The following is a 14,996-nucleotide window of genomic DNA, read 5'->3' as shown; positions in this document are numbered from 1 at the left end:
TTTATGAGGCAGGCGGGCGCGGGCGCAAGTGCCACGCCGAACGACCAGGAATCGAGGCGAGAAGCTGTCGTGAGCGGTATCAGTTCACCCTTCGGTCAGAACGAGTGGCTAGTCGAGGAGATGTACCGCAAATTCCGCGAGGATCCCTCCTCTGTGGATCCCAGCTGGCACGAGTTCCTGACTGACTACAAGCCCGACGGGCAACGTGGCGACGGTGCTGCCGCACCGGCCCCCGCTGCCCCGGCTCCGGCCGCCAAGCCGGCACCGGCTGCCAAGCCCGCACCGGCTGCCAAGCCCGCACCGGCGGCCCCCGCGCCTGCCGCATCGGCCCCTGCTGCCCCGGCTCCGGCCGCCAAGCCGGCCCCCGCCGCCAAGCCTGCACCGGCTGCCAAGCCGGCTGCCTCGCAGGCTCCCGCACCGCTCGCCGATGACGAACTTCAGGTGCTGCGCGGGGCGGCGGCGGCCGTAGTCAAGAACATGTCCACCTCCCTGGAGGTGCCGACGGCCACCAGCGTGCGCGCAGTGCCGGCCAAGCTGATGATCGACAACCGCGTCGTCATCAACAACCAGCTCAAGCGGACCCGGGGCGGCAAGATCTCGTTCACCCACCTGCTGGGTTACGCGATCGTGCAGGCGGTCAAGCAGTTCCCCAACATGAATCGGCATTTCGCCGTGGTCGACGGCAAGCCCAACGCCGTCACACCGGCCCACACCAATCTGGGTCTGGCGATCGATCTGCAGGGCGCCGGCGGCAAGCGCTCCCTGGTGGTGGCCGCCATCAAGGGCGCGGAATCGCTGCGCTTCGCTCAGTTCGTCGACGCCTACGAAGACATCGTGCGCCGGGCCCGCGACGGCAAGCTCACCGCCGAGGACTTCTCCGGCGTGACGATCTCGCTGACCAACCCCGGAACCATCGGCACCGTGCACTCGGTGCCCCGATTGATGGCCGGCCAGGGCGCGATCATCGGCGTCGGTGCGATGGAATACCCCGCCGAGTTCCAGGGCGCCAGCGAGCAGCGCATCGCCGAACTCGGGGTGGGCAAGGTGATCACCTTGACCTCGACGTATGACCACCGCATCATCCAGGGCGCGGAATCGGGCGACTTCTTGCGCACTGTGCACGAGATGCTGCTGTCGGACGCGTTCTGGGACGAGATCTTCTTCGAGCTGTCCATCCCCTATGAGCCCATCCGTTGGCGCACCGACAACCCGGACTCGATCGTCGACAAGAACGCCCGCGTCGTCGAGCTGATCGCCGCCTACCGCAACCGCGGCCACCTGATGGCCGACGTCGACCCGCTGCGGCTGGACAACACCCGCTTCCGCAGCCACCCCGACCTGGACGTGCTGACCCACGGCCTGACGCTGTGGGACCTGGACCGCGAATTCAAAGTCGACGGCCTGCCCGGCGGCGACGTCCGCAAGCTGCGCGACATCCTGTCGGTGTTGCGCGACGCCTACTGCCGCCACGTCGGCGTGGAGTACACCCACATCCTCGAGCCCGAACAGCAGCAGTGGCTGCAGGAGCGCATCGAGGTCAAGCACGTCAAACCGACTGTGGCCCAACAGAAGTACATCCTGAGCAAGCTCAACGCAGCCGAGGCGTTCGAGAACTTCCTGCAGACCAAGTACGTCGGGCAGAAGCGGTTCTCCCTGGAGGGCGCCGAGACCGTCATCCCGATGATGGACGCCGCCATCGACCAGTGCGCTGAGCACGGCCTCGACGAGGTTGTGATCGGGATGCCGCACCGCGGCCGACTCAATGTGTTGGCGAACATCGTCGGAAAGCCCTACTCGCAGATCTTCGCCGAGTTCGAGGGCAACCTGAACCCGGCCGAGGCGCATGGCTCCGGCGACGTCAAGTATCACCTGGGCGCCACCGGGGTGTACCTGCAGATGTTCGGCGACAACGACATTCAGGTGTCGCTGACCGCCAACCCGTCACACCTGGAGGCCGTCGACCCGGTGCTCGAGGGACTGGTCCGGGCCCGCCAGGACCTGCTGGGCCGCGGCGCGTTGGGCACCGAGGAAGACCCGCCCTTCTCCGTGGTGCCGATGATGCTGCACGGCGACGCCGCCTTCGCCGGCCAGGGCGTGGTGGCCGAGACGCTGAACATGGCGCAGCTGCCCGGCTACCGGGTCGGCGGCACCATCCACATCGTGGTCAACAACCAGATCGGTTTCACCACAGCGCCGGATTACTCGCGCTCCAGCGAGTACTGCACCGACGTGGCCAAGATGATCGGCGCGCCGATCTTCCACGTCAACGGCGACGACCCGGAGGCGTGCGACTGGGTGGCCCGCCTGGCGGTGGACTTCCGGCAGAAGTTCCACAAGGACGTCATCATCGACATGCTGTGCTACCGCCGCCGCGGGCACAACGAGGGCGACGACCCGTCGATGACCAACCCGTACATGTACGACGTGATCGGCACCAAGAAGAGCGTCCGCAAGAGCTACACCGAAGACCTGATCGGCCGCGGCGACATCTCGCTGAAGGAGGCCGAGGACGCGCTGCGCGACTACCACGGCCAACTGGAGCGGGTGTTCAACGAGATCCGCGAACTGGAGAAACACGCCGCGCTGCCCAGCGAGTCGGTGGAGTCCGAACAGGTGATGCCGCGCGGCCTGAACACCGCCGTCGACAAGGCGATGCTGGCCCGCATCGGCGACGCGTTCATGGCGGTCCCCGAGGGCTTCACAGTCCATCCGCGCGTACTTCCGGTGCTGGAGCGACGCCGCGAGATGGCGTACGAGGGCAAGGTGGACTGGGCGTTCGCCGAGCTGCTTGCCTTGGGTTCGCTGGTCGCCGAAGGCAAGCTGATCCGGCTGTCCGGACAGGACACCCGCCGCGGCACCTTCTCGCAGCGCCACTCGGTGATCATCGACCAGGTCAACGGCGCGGAGTTCAGCCCGCTGCAGCTGCTGGCCACCAACGCCGACGGCACCCCGACCGGCGGCAAGTTCCTGGTCTATGACTCGCCGCTGTCGGAATTCGCCGCCGTCGGCTTCGAGTACGGCTACACCGTCGGCAACCCCGAGGCACTGGTGCTGTGGGAAGCGCAGTTCGGCGACTTCGTCAACGGCGCCCAGTCGATCATCGACGAGTTCATCAGCTCCGGTGAGGCCAAGTGGGGCCAGCTGTCCAACGTGGTGCTGCTGCTGCCGCACGGACACGAGGGCCAGGGTCCCGACCACACCTCCGGGCGCATCGAGCGATTCCTGCAGCTGTGGGCCGAGGGCTCGATGACGATCGCGGTGCCCTCGACCCCGTCGAACTATTTCCACCTGCTGCGCCGGCATGCGCTCGATGGGATCCAGCGGCCGCTGATCGTCTTCACCCCGAAGTCGATGCTGCGCAACAAAGCAGCGATCAGCGACGTCAAGGACTTCACCGACGTCAAGTTCCGCTCGGTGCTCGAAGAGCCCACCTACGAGGACGGCGAGGGCGACCGCAGCAAGGTCACTCGGGTGTTGCTGACCAGCGGCAAGCTCTACTACGAGCTGGCCGCGCGTAAGGCCAAGGACGGCCGTGACGACATTGCGATCGTGCGGATCGAACAGCTGGCCCCGCTGCCCAAGCGCCGCCTCGGCGCGACGCTGGACCGCTACCCCAACGTGCGGGAGTACTTCTGGGTGCAGGAGGAGCCGGCCAACCAGGGCGCGTGGCCGCGGTTCGGTCTGGAGCTGCCCGAGCTGCTGCCGGAGAAGCTGACCGGGCTCAAGCGGATCTCGCGGCGGGCGATGTCGGCGCCGTCGTCGGGTTCGTCGAAGGTGCACGCCGTCGAGCAGCAGGAGATCATCGACTCGGCATTCGGCTAAGCCCGGCCAGCCGGGCGGCGTTCCATCTCCGGCGAGCGTGCGTGTCTGTGCGCAACACGCCGAGTCCTGCTGAGCAACTGTGCACACTCACCGAGGGCAGCTAATCCAGTACCAGCGGTACCGGATAAACTCGGATGGTCTACAACCGATGGGGAGAGCTCATGCAGGGATTCGCCGGGAAAGTCGCCGTCGTCACCGGTGCCGGTTCGGGTATCGGTCAGGCACTGGCTGTCGAGCTGGCCCGCGCTGGAGCGCAGCTGGCGATCAGCGACGTCGACACCGAGGGCCTCGCCCAGACCGAACGCCGGCTGGCCGCGCTGGGGGTACGGGTCAAGGTCGACCGCCTCGACGTCACCGAGCGCGAAGCGTTCCTCGCCTACGCCGAAGAGGTCAAGGAGCACTTCGGCAAGGTCAACCAGATCTACAACAACGCCGGCATCGCGTACAGCGGCGACGTCGAGATCAGCGAGTTCAAGGACATTGAGCGGGTGATGGACGTCGACTTCTGGGGCGTGGTCAACGGCACCAAAGCCTTCCTGCCGTATCTGATCGAATCCGGTGATGGCCACGTCATCAACGTCTCCAGCCTGTTCGGGCTCCTGTCCGTGCCCGGTCAGGCCGCCTACAACGCGGCGAAGTTCGCCGTGCGCGGATTCACCGAGGCGTTGAACCAGGAGATGGCCGTCGCCAAGCACCCGGTCAAGGTCACCACGGTGCACCCCGGCGGCATCAAGACCGCGATCGCCCGCAACGCCACCGTCGCTGAGGGGCTGGACGCCGCGGCCATGGCCGACAACTTCGACCGCCGGATGGCCTCCACCACCGCCGAAGAGGCTGCCCGCGTGATACTCGAAGGCGTCAGCAAGGGCCGGGCCCGCGTGCTCATCGGAAACGACGCGCGGGTGCTGGACCTGCTCGTGCGCATCCTGGGCTCCCGCTACCAGCGACTGTTCTCGGTCGTCATCCCCAAGATCAGGCCACGCTAGTCGCGGCTACCTGCCGAGCGGATGCTCGTCTAGGAACGCATCTACGACCGCCTGCGGGTCCGCGCCGTCGGCCACCTGTCGGCGCATGTCGATCAGGGCGTCAGTGTCCAGCACGCCGGCCACCTGATTGACCGCCAGCAGTTGCGCTTCGGTCAGCTCATTGCGGCGATACAGCGGGACCACATTCTCGGCGCGCACCAGCGCGGGCCGACCGTCGGTGAGCAGCACGGTCCCCTCCGGCACGTCGGGCGAAGCGGTACTGGACCACGCCGCGGTGATCTGCCGTGCCTTCAGCGCAGCGAATAATGCTGCAACATCGGGGAATTCGCGTAACTTAGGCAGCGTGCACTGGCCCACTGCCTTCGGCACCGGCACACCCGCGACACCGCCGACGGTCAACCCCGCGCAATGCCGGACCAGCACCGGCAACGCGTCACCACCCCACGCGGTCGCGGTCGCCTTCGTCACCGCCAGCGCGGGTTTGTCCTCGGCGGTCATGGCGTAGTCACCGACCGCGAGCCCCTCCGGCAGCGCGCCGGCCAACGCCCGGTAGACGGCCCGATCGGAACGCGCAGCGGAATCCCGCACGAACATCGCCAAGAACCGGCCGGTGAAACCGGGAACCACCGTCAGCTCCCCCGCATCCAGCCCGGCCACCGGATCGTCGACGGCCTCAACGCGCACCGCTGCACCGGTACTGCGCAGGGCACTCGCGTAAAGGTGGCCCAGCACCTGCGACTGTGGATCCGGCGAGGCCCCCACGCTCAGCGGGGCCGTCCCCGAATGGGCACCACAACCGGCGATCAGCACAAGCACCCAGCCGAGCGCCAGGCGGCGCAGGTGGCGTCCTCGCGGCCTGGGCACCGTGCGCTCTATGACACGGGGTCGGCGGCCGCAGCGACGGCGGCCGCAACGGCCGGCTCGACCCGGGGGTCCAGCGGGCTGGGCACGATACGGTCTGGGGCCAGCTCATCGGCGACGACGGAGAAAATCGCCTCTGCCGCAGCCAATTTCATCGCCTCGGTGATGCGGCGTGCACCGGCGTCCAGCGCACCACGGAACACGCCCGGGAAGGCCAGCACGTTGTTGATCTGGTTGGGGAAGTCGCTGCGGCCGGTCGCCACCACCGCCGCGTACTTGGCCGCCAGGTCAGGGTGAATCTCGGGGTCGGGGTTCGACAGCGCGAACACCACGCCACCCGGGGCCATCGACGCGATCAGTTCCTCGGGCACCACTCCGCCGGAGGCCCCCAGGAAGACGTCCGCGCCGGCCAGCGCCTCCGCCAGGCCGCCGGTGATGCCACGAGGATTGGTCCGCTTCGCCAGCTCGAGTTTTACGTCGTTCATGCCGGAGCGCTCCGGGTGCAGCACACCCTGCGAATCCAGCACGATCATCTCCGAAATGCCCCGCGAGAGCAGGATGTTCGCGCAGGCCACGCCCGCGGCGCCGGCACCGGAGACCACCACCCGAAGCGACGCGATGTCGCGGTCGAGCACCTTGGCCGCGCCCAGCAGGGCCGCCAAGGCAACGATCGCGGTGCCGTGCTGGTCGTCGTGCATCACCGGGCAGTCCAGCGCCTCGATCACGCGCCGCTCGATCTCGAAGCACCGCGGAGCGGAGATGTCCTCCAGGTTGACCGCCCCGAACGACGGGCGCAGCCGCACCAGCGTCTCGACGATCTCGTCCGGGTCCTTGGTGTCCAGCACGATCGGAATGGAGTCCAGGCCGGCGAACGTCTTGAACAGCGCGGCCTTGCCCTCCATCACCGGCAGGGACGCCGTCGGGCCGAGGTCACCCAGCCCGAGTACCGACGTACCATCGCTGACCACGGCCACCAGCCGGTGCGCCCAGGTATAGCGGGCGGCCAGCGTGTGGTCTGCGGCAATGGCCCGGCTGACCTGTGCCACGCCCGGGGTGTAGGCGATCGACAACGCACGCTGGCTGTCCAACGGCGTTTTGAGGTCGACGGAGATTTTGCCGCCCGTGTGGGCTTCGAAGATCTCTTCGTCGCCGATGACGATCGGGGAGCTGGTCACGTTCGCAAGGTTCTCGGGCATCGATTGTCCAGGGTACTTCGCTGGTATACCTCGACCAGCAACGGCAAGCGCCCGCGGGCGCCGGCCGTGCTCAGATCAGGCCCAGACCAGTAACCGCCTCGCGCTCCTCGGCCAGCTCGGCGGTCGACGCGTCGATCCGGCTGCGGGAGAAGTCGTCGATCTCCAGGCCCTGCACGATGCTCCAGTCGCCACCGGAGGTGGTGACCGGGAACGACGAGATCAGGCCCTCGGGCACACCGTAGGAGCCGTCGGAGACCACGGCCATCGACACCCAGTCACCGTCCGGGCTGCCCAGCAGCCAGTCGCGGGCGGCATCGACGGTCGCCGACGCCGCGGAGGCCGCCGACGAGGCGCCACGAGCGTCGATGATCGCCGCGCCACGCTTGGCGACGGTGGGGATGAAGTCGTTCTCGATCCAAGCCTGGTCGTTGACCACCTCGGCGGCGTTACGCCCGGCGACCTCGGCGTGGAAGATGTCCGGGTACTGGGTGGCCGAGTGGTTGCCCCAGATGGTCACCTTCTTGATGTCGGTGACGGCGGCGCCGGTCTTCTTGGCCAGCTGGCTGATCGCCCGGTTGTGGTCCAGGCGGGTCAGCGCGGAGAACCGCTCCTTGGGGATGTCGGGCGCGTTGCTCAGCGCGATCAGCGCGTTGGTGTTGGCCGGGTTGCCGGTCACGCCGATGCGCACGTCGTCGGCGGCGACGGCGTTCAGCGCCTTGCCCTGCGCGGTGAAGATCGCACCGTTGGCCTCGAGCAGGTCGCTGCGCTCCATGCCCGGGCCACGGGGGCGGGCGCCGACGAGCAGCGCCAGGTTGACACCGTCGAAGATCTTGTTCGCGTCCGAGCCGATCTGCACACCCGACAGCAGCGGGAACGCGCAGTCGTCGAGCTCCATGACGACACCCTCGAGCGCCTTGAGGGCGGGCTCGATCTCCAGCAGGCGCAGTTCGATCGGCCGGTCCGGGCCGAGCAACGAGCCGCTGGCCAAGCGGAACAACAGGCTGTAGCCGATCTGGCCGGCGGCGCCGGTGACGGCCACCTTGAGTGGGGTATTGCTCACGTCAAGTGCTCCTCGAACGAGTTCGGCTGGTCTGCTTTTGGTCCGGGTCGAAACTAGCGCACCGGCGTCGTCGCCGAAACTTCGGGACCTCCAGCCCCCGATCGCGCTCACCGTGCACGTCGACGCCACCCGCGTAGCATTTGACCGGCACCTGCGCCGGAGGGAGAGCGGCCATGACGGCGTTGCAAGACCCGACACCCCGCGTGCTGGTCGACTGCGGTGTCTATGCGGACGGCGAGCGGATCCCCGGCGACTTCACCCCCGCGGGAGCGCGGGCCAAGGTGCGCGAGATCGAGGCGGATGGCCGGGAGGCATTCGTCTGGGTGGGACTTCACCAGCCCGGCCAGGCCCAGATGCAAGGCGTGGCCGCCACCTTCCAGCTGCACCCGCTGTCCGTCGAAGACGCTGTTCAGGCGCATCAGCGGCCCAAGCTGGAACGCTACGACGACACCCTGTTCTTGGCGCTCAAGACTGTGAACTACGTGCCGCACGAATCGACGGTGCTGCCGCGCGAGATCGTCGAGACGGGCGAGATCATGATCTTCGTCGGCAAGAACTTCGTGGTCACCGTCCGCCACGGCGAGCACAGCGGCCTGGCCGACGTCCGCAAGAGGCTGGACTCCAATCCCGCACAGATGCGGCTGGGCCCTTTTGCGGTGATGCATGCCATCGCCGACTACGTGGTGGACCGCTACGTCGAGGTCACCAACCTCATGGAAAGCGATATCGACGTCATCGAGGAGGCGGCGTTCGCGCCCGGCACCCGCACCGACGTCGAACCGATCTACCAGCTCAAACGCGAGGTCGTCGAGCTGCGGCGTGCGGTCGCCCCGCTTTCGGTGCCGTTTGACCGCATGCAGACCGATCACCGGGACCTCATCTCCAAGGAGCTCCGGCGTTACCTGCGCGACGTCGCCGACCACCAGACCCGCGCGGCTGAGCAGATCGCCGGGTATGACGAACTGCTCAGCTCGCTGGTGCAGGCCGCGCTGGCGCGGGTGGGTATGCAGCAGAACACCGACATGCGCAAGATGTCGGCCTGGGCGGGCATCGTCGCCGTCCCGACCATGATCGCCGGCATCTACGGCATGAACTTCGACTACATGCCGGCCCTGCACTGGGTGTTCAGCTACCCGTTGGTGATCGCGGGCATGGGCGTGATCTCCGCGCTGCTCTACCGCGCGTTTCGCCGCAACGGCTGGCTCTGAGCGCACCGTCGCCGGCTGCGAGCGTGCACGGTTGCACGGCCGAAACGGCGTGTCGGCGGGCAAACACGCACACTCGCGCCAAGGGGGACCCCGCGGCAAAGGGGACCCCGCGCCAAAGGCCTACTGCGGTTGGGAGGCGGGACGATTCGGGTCGAAGACGTCCACACCGTCAGAGCGCCAGGCTTCGCGCAGCGCCTCGGCGCCCTTGAGCCGCACCCACGCCGCCTCGGTCGCGGTGATCGGGGTGGCCGACAAGAACCGCACCGGCTCGCGCGGCGGGGTCAGCGGCAGCTCTGCGATATCACTGTCGCCCAGCAGGACCGCGGTGAAAGGCACCGGTCCCGACGGCCCGGTCCACAGCGGTCCACCGAGGTCGATCAGGCCATCAGGCGCCAGCACCACTCCCTCGACCACCGGCGCCGCGGCTATGGCGGCGAGGCTGCGGGCCAGCCCGGTGTCAGCACCCGAGGAACGCAGGCTCACCACGATCTCGGCCCGGGGGCCGTGCACCGGGTCAGAGAGCAGCTGGCCGGGGTCACCCATGGGATGGCGCGAGCAACCCGCCGACACGTAATGCACCATCCGGTCGGGTCCGGGTCCAAAGCGCAGCACCTCGATGGGCTCGACACCCAGAAAGGTCACCCGCGCCGTGTCGGGCTCGGCGGCGACGTCCGCGAAGTGCCCACGGACATGCGCGCGCACCCGGTCCAGCTCCGCACTCACCGGCAGCTCACCGTCCAGCCGGGGCGACGCTGAGGTTCACCCCGGTCTTGGCGTCGAACACGACCACCCTGTCGGGGTCCAGCGCCAGCTCGATCGGCTGCCCGCCGGCTGCCTTCGACGCGGCGGGAACCCTGGCCACCAGATCGTTCTCCGCCGGCGCGTCACCGGATTCGTTCGGAGTGAAATACAGGTACTTGTCGGCGCCCAGCGATTCGACGAGGTCGACGCGAGCGGCGAATCTCACCACGCGATCCCGCCGTGCGTCGTCGAGCAGCGCGGCATCGCCGAGATGCTCCGGACGTACCCCGATGACCACGTCGCCGCCGGCCGGTGCGGGATGCCTGCTGATCGACTCACGCGTCGCGGCGTCGAGTGGTACCTCACCGATGGGCAGGCGGGCTCCGGTGGCGGTCAGCGTCCCCGGGAAGAAGTTCATCGCCGGGGAGCCGACGAAACCGGCGACGAAAAGGTTGGCGGGCCGTTCGTAGAGCTCATCGGGTGTGCCCACCTGCTGGGCGATGCCGCCGTGCATCACCACCACCCGGTCCCCAAGCGTCATCGCCTCGGTCTGATCGTGGGTGACGTAGACGGTGGTGGTGCCCAGCCTGCGCTGTAGCCGGGCGATCTCCGTGCGCATCTGCACCCGCAGCTTGGCGTCGAGGTTCGACAGCGGCTCGTCCATCAGAAATGCCTTGGGGTGCCGGACAATCGCCCGGCCCATCGCGACCCGCTGCCGCTGGCCGCCGGAGAGCTGCGACGGCTTGCGATCCAGCAGCTCGGTCAGATCGAGAATCTTGGCGACCTCGGCCACCTTCTCGGCGATCTGCTGCTTGTTCATCTTGGCCAGGGTCAGCGGGAACGCGATGTTGCCCCGCACCGTCATGTGGGGGTAGAGCGCGTAGGACTGGAACACCATCGCGATGTCGCGGTCCTTGGGTGCGCGTTCGTTGACGCGTTCACCGCCGATGCGCAACTCCCCCGACGTGATCTCCTCCAGGCCCGCGATCATGTTCAGCGTGGTGGACTTTCCGCAGCCCGAGGGCCCCACCAGAATGATGAATTCGCCGTCGGCGATGCTCAGCGACAGATCGTTGACCGCCACCGCGCCATCGGGGTAGCTCTTGGTGATGTGGAGGAGTTCGATCTCTGCCATCGGCCTATCCCTTCACCGCGCCGGAGGTCAATCCCGCCACGATCCGTCGTTGGAAGATTAGAACAAAGACGATGATCGGCACGGTGATCACCATTGCGCCCGCCGCGATGGATCCGGTCGGCTCCTCGAATTGCGAACTGCCGGTGAAGTTGGCGATCGCCACCGGCGCGGTGACCGAGGCCTTGGTCGCCGTCAGCGACAAGGCCAACAACAGGTCGTTCCAGGCGAAGATGAACACCAGAATCGCCGCGGTGACGATGCCCGGCGCCGCCAGCGGCGCAATCACCTTGCGGAACGCCTGGCCTGGGGTGGCGCCGTCCATCTTGGCGGCCTTCTCCAAATCCCACGGGATCTCCTGGAAGAACGCCGAGAGGGTGTAGATCGCCAACGGCAGCGCGAAGGTGATGTAGGGGATGATCAGCCCCAGCCAGGTGTCGAACAGCCCGGTTGCCCGCTCGATGTTGAAAATCGGCGTCACCAACGATATCTGGGGAAACATCGCGATCAGCAGGGCCGCCCCGACCAGTAGTCGCTTACCGGGGAAGTCCAGGCGAGCCACCGCATAGGCGGCCATTGCGCCGATCACCACCGCGATCACCGTGGTGATCAGGCCGATGCCCACCGAGTTGATCAGCGCCGAGCCGAAGACGTCACCGGCGAAGATGCCGCGATAGTTGTCCAGGGTCACCGTGGACGGAATCAACTTGCCGTCCTTGACCGTTGAGGTGGGCTTGAGTGATAGCGAGAAGATCCACAGCACCGGGACCAGCGCGTAGAGCACGACGGCCAAGTCGATGATCAGCCACGCGGTGCGGCGGCGAAGCTCGGTCATTTCTGACTCGATCCCGGTGCCGCGGCACCGAACACCTTGACGAACACCCACGCGATCAGCGCCACGCAGATGAAGATCAACACCGAGATCGCCGAGCCCAGCCCCACGTTGAACCCCTTGAACAGGTTGTCGTAGCCCAGGATCGACACCGAACCGGTGTTGTTGGATCCGTTGGTGAGCACGTAGATGTTGTCGAAGATCCGAAACGCGTCGAGCGTGCGAAACAGCAATGCCACCAGGATCGCCGGCTTCATCATGGGCAGAATCACCGTGACCAGCCGGCGCCAGGCACCGGCACCGTCCATCTGGGCGGCCTTGAGCAGTTCGTCGGGCACCAGCGCCAACCCGGCCAGCAGCAGCAACGCCATGAACGGCGTCGTCTTCCACACCTCGGCCAGCACCACGATGCCCAGCGACGGGAGCTGCTGGGTCAGCGGCGCACTGCCGGTCGGCAGCAGATTGGCCAGGTAGCCGGTTCCCGGAGTCCAGGCGTAATACCAGCTGTAGGCGGCCGCGACGGTGACGATCCCGTAGGGCACCAGCACCGCCGTGCGCACCATGCCCTTGGCGAACAGGCTGCGGTGCATCACCAGTGCCAAGGCCAGGCCGAAGACGAACTCGAAGACCACCGAGACCACGGTGATACCCAGTGTCACCGCGAACGCGGTCCACCAATAGGAGTCGGTCAGGGTGGTCTGATAATTGGCCAGCCCGACGAACGCGGTGTCCTCCGGGGTGGCCAGGTTGTAGCGCAACAGGCTCAGCCAGATCGCGTAGCCGATCGGATAAGCCGTCACGGCCAGCATCAGGATCACCGCCGGCGCGACGAGAGCCACCGCGAGCCGGCGCTGTGAACGGACGTCGTCGGCGCGGCTCACGGGATCAGTCCCTTGCCGTCGATGGCCTTTTGCACCTGCGCTGTGAGCTCATCGGCGGTGCGTTCCGGGTCGATGGCGCTGATCGGCGCCAATGTCGCCGATATCCGGGTCGACACCGCCTGATAGACCGGGGTCACCGGCCGTACCGCGGCGTCGATGAGTTGCTGACGGATCACGTTGTGCTGCGGGTATTTCTCCTGGAATTGCGGGTCGGCGTACACCGAGGCACGCACCGCGGGCAGACCACCCTCGATCGCCAGAAACTTCTGATTCGCCGCGCTTCGCAGACAACGCACCGCCTCGAACGCCTCGGCACGATGCCGGGTTGTCCTGGCCACCGCCAGGTTCAGTCCACCGAGGGTCACCTTGGCCGCATGCCCCGGCACCACCGCCGGATACGGCGCGTACCCGAGCACGCTGCGGCTGGCCTCATAGGCGATGCGGTACTGCTCATCGCTGGGCGCAAAGGAGCCGATGCCGTCGATGCTGCCGGCCAGATCCGAACGCCCTTGCAGGGGAAGGAAGCCGACCCCGCCCTTGACCGCGTTCTCCAACATGGACGGCAGCACGAAGGGCCAGTTGACCTCCAGTGCCGCCTTGCCCTGCTCGAACGCGAGTCGGGCGGTGCCCTCGTCGGTCTGGGTGATCGACGGGTCGGCCCCCGGAGCGGTCGCCACCGCCTTCATGATCCGCAGCGCGGCGACGGTGGCGGCTCGATGTTCGGCGGTGTCGGTGAGGGTGACGGTCTTGCCGTCATCGCCGAGCACCCGCCCACCTGCGCTTTCCAGCAGTGTGTTGAACCACACCACCAAGCCCTCGTACTGCTTGGCCTGCACCGCAATCCAGCTGGGCTGACCGGCGCTGTGCAGGCGTGCCGCCTCGGCGATCATCTGATCCCACGTGGACGGCGCGGACTTCATCAGATCCGGCCGGTACCAGAGCAATTGGGTGTTGGTGACAATCGGTGCGGCATAGAGCCGATCGTGCCAGCGGCCGGTCGCGAGCGGGCCCGGCAGCGTGTCGTCGACGGCGTCGGCCTCGGCCCGCCCGGCCGGGTCGTCAGACAGGGGCAACGCCCAGCCGGCCTCCGCGAACTCCGCGGTCCACACCACATCCAGACCCATGATGTCCAGGGTGCGGTCGTTCCCGGTGAGTCGACGGGCCAGTTGCAGGCGCTGATCGTCGGCGGCACGCGGCAGGCTGAACTGCTGCACCCGGTAACGGCCACCGGCCTGTTGCGTGCAGCGTTCTGCGATCACCCGGAACGTCGCAGTGTCGTTAGCCGGGGTATAGACGCTGATCACGGGGATACCGTCAGTCGGTCCGGATGACCCGCAGGCCGATCCCAGCGACCCGACGGTCAGTGCTGTCAGCGCAGCCGCGCCCAGCCGCCGTACGCGACCGCGCCGACTCGCCACGCCACCCGCCTCCCCTTGCCGTTTCGTGCCACGACGGTAAGGCCGCCAGACCGCGCTGCGCAACAACGCCGAGTCAGAGCGTCAGCTTGGCCAACAGATCCCGGCCCTGCTCGGCGCTCTGCGGGTCGCACAGTACGTCGTAGCGGCCCGCCACCAGCTGCATGGTCGAACTGAAATCCCTTGTACCGCGGGCCATCGCATAGGGGACCGACGAGGTGATCAGGCCGAAGAACACCCCGGCGACCAGGCCGGTCACCAGCGCCTGCATCGGGTTCTCGCTGAAGAGTCCCAGCACCAAGCCGATGAACAGGCCCAGCCAGGCGCCGCTCAGCACGCCGCCGCCCAGCACTTTGGGCCAGGTGAGCCGGCCGGTGACCCGCTCGACCTGCATCAGGTCGACACCGACGATCGTCACCTGATGCACCGGGAACTGCTGGTCTGACAGGTAGTCCACCGCGCGCTGCGCTTCGGCGTAGGTGGGGTATGACCCGATCGGCCAGCCCTTCGGCGGGGTCGGCAGCCGTCCCACGTCACGACGCCCCGGCGCACCTGCCGCGCCGAGGGGATCCGGAGTCTGTCCTGGCTGGAAGGGGCTGGTCATGGGATTTCTCTCTCCTCGCTCCCGGAAGCGGCTGTCGGACGACAAAGCCGGCCGCGGCGCATCGGCTAGGTTGAACAGCATGACAGCTCACGGCGGGGATTCTGGCGAGAATCCACGAGGCAATGCCGACCAGCCCTGGGCCGACCCGGGTGCACGTGCGCCTGAGCAGGGCGGCTGGCCCTACCCGCCGGGCTCCGAGGGCTACCCGCCGGCACCTGGGTACCCGCCCCCGGGCTTCCCGCCGCCTCCGCCCGCGGG

General features: G+C 67.6%; 12 protein-coding genes. 3 read left to right on the top strand and 9 right to left on the bottom strand.

The window, feature by feature from the left end:
• Positions 1-69: 69 nt before the first annotated feature.
• Positions 70-3,822, top strand: coding sequence for a multifunctional oxoglutarate decarboxylase/oxoglutarate dehydrogenase thiamine pyrophosphate-binding subunit/dihydrolipoyllysine-residue succinyltransferase subunit (locus tag AWC18_RS17000; RefSeq protein ID WP_085139491.1), 3,753 nt, complete (start codon positions 70-72; stop codon positions 3,820-3,822).
• 161 nt (positions 3,823-3,983) lie between these two features.
• Positions 3,984-4,808 (top strand): SDR family NAD(P)-dependent oxidoreductase, encoded by an 825-nt coding sequence (locus tag AWC18_RS16995; protein ID WP_085139522.1) that lies wholly within the window; start codon positions 3,984-3,986, stop codon positions 4,806-4,808.
• A 6-nt stretch (positions 4,809-4,814) separates the two neighbouring features.
• On the opposite strand, the gene AWC18_RS16990 is transcribed toward AWC18_RS16995, so the two are convergent.
• From AWC18_RS16990 to AWC18_RS16980, 3 genes are all read right to left on the bottom strand, one after another.
• Complete coding sequence (locus AWC18_RS16990; RefSeq protein ID WP_085139490.1) at positions 4,815-5,672, bottom strand: glycine betaine ABC transporter substrate-binding protein; 858 nt, start codon at positions 5,670-5,672, stop codon at positions 4,815-4,817.
• Between the two features lie 8 nt (positions 5,673-5,680).
• The gene (locus tag AWC18_RS16985; protein WP_085139489.1) at positions 5,681-6,865 is read right to left on the bottom strand and encodes an NAD(P)-dependent malic enzyme; all 1,185 of its coding nucleotides are present in this window, start codon (positions 6,863-6,865) and stop codon (positions 5,681-5,683) included.
• A gap of 70 nt (positions 6,866-6,935) precedes the next feature.
• Positions 6,936-7,925, bottom strand: a complete 990-nt coding sequence (locus tag AWC18_RS16980; protein WP_064998768.1) for a malate dehydrogenase — start codon at positions 7,923-7,925, stop codon at positions 6,936-6,938.
• Positions 7,926-8,098: 173 nt separating this feature from the next.
• Here AWC18_RS16980 and corA point away from each other — a divergent pair, with 173 nt between their 5' ends.
• Positions 8,099-9,133, top strand: a complete 1,035-nt coding sequence (gene corA / locus AWC18_RS16975; RefSeq protein ID WP_064998769.1) for a magnesium/cobalt transporter CorA — start codon at positions 8,099-8,101, stop codon at positions 9,131-9,133.
• Between the two features lie 120 nt (positions 9,134-9,253).
• Here the strand turns inward: corA and AWC18_RS16970 are convergent, their stop codons facing one another.
• The 6 genes from AWC18_RS16970 to AWC18_RS16945 form a co-directional block, all read right to left on the bottom strand.
• A complete protein-coding gene (locus AWC18_RS16970) occupies positions 9,254-9,856 on the bottom strand; it encodes a suppressor of fused domain protein (RefSeq protein ID WP_085139488.1) in 603 nt (200 codons plus the stop codon).
• A gap of 7 nt (positions 9,857-9,863) precedes the next feature.
• Positions 9,864-11,009 carry an ABC transporter ATP-binding protein gene (locus AWC18_RS16965; protein ID WP_064998771.1) on the bottom strand — a complete coding sequence of 382 codons (1,146 nt, stop codon included), beginning with the start codon at positions 11,007-11,009 and terminating at the stop codon, positions 9,864-9,866.
• 4 nt (positions 11,010-11,013) lie between these two features.
• Positions 11,014-11,841, bottom strand: a complete 828-nt coding sequence (locus AWC18_RS16960; RefSeq protein ID WP_085139487.1) for a carbohydrate ABC transporter permease — start codon at positions 11,839-11,841, stop codon at positions 11,014-11,016.
• Entirely contained in the window at positions 11,838-12,719 is an 882-nt protein-coding gene (locus AWC18_RS16955; protein WP_064998773.1) for a carbohydrate ABC transporter permease, read from the bottom strand. The genes AWC18_RS16960 and AWC18_RS16955 overlap by 4 nt, the downstream gene beginning before the upstream one ends.
• Positions 12,716-14,137: an ABC transporter substrate-binding protein gene (locus AWC18_RS16950; RefSeq protein WP_085139486.1), complete on the bottom strand. Its 1,422-nt coding sequence runs from the start codon at positions 14,135-14,137 to the stop codon at positions 12,716-12,718. Before AWC18_RS16950 ends, AWC18_RS16955 begins: the two co-directional genes overlap by 4 nt.
• 73 nt (positions 14,138-14,210) lie before the next feature.
• Positions 14,211-14,738 carry a YflT domain-containing protein gene (locus AWC18_RS16945; RefSeq protein WP_064998774.1) on the bottom strand — a complete coding sequence of 176 codons (528 nt, stop codon included), beginning with the start codon at positions 14,736-14,738 and terminating at the stop codon, positions 14,211-14,213.
• Positions 14,739-14,996 lie beyond the last annotated feature (258 nt).

This window comes from Mycolicibacter nonchromogenicus (assembly GCF_002101775.1).
Lineage (GTDB): Bacteria > Actinomycetota > Actinomycetes > Mycobacteriales > Mycobacteriaceae > Mycobacterium > Mycobacterium nonchromogenicum.
This window is presented reverse-complemented; position numbering and strand designations above follow the sequence as displayed.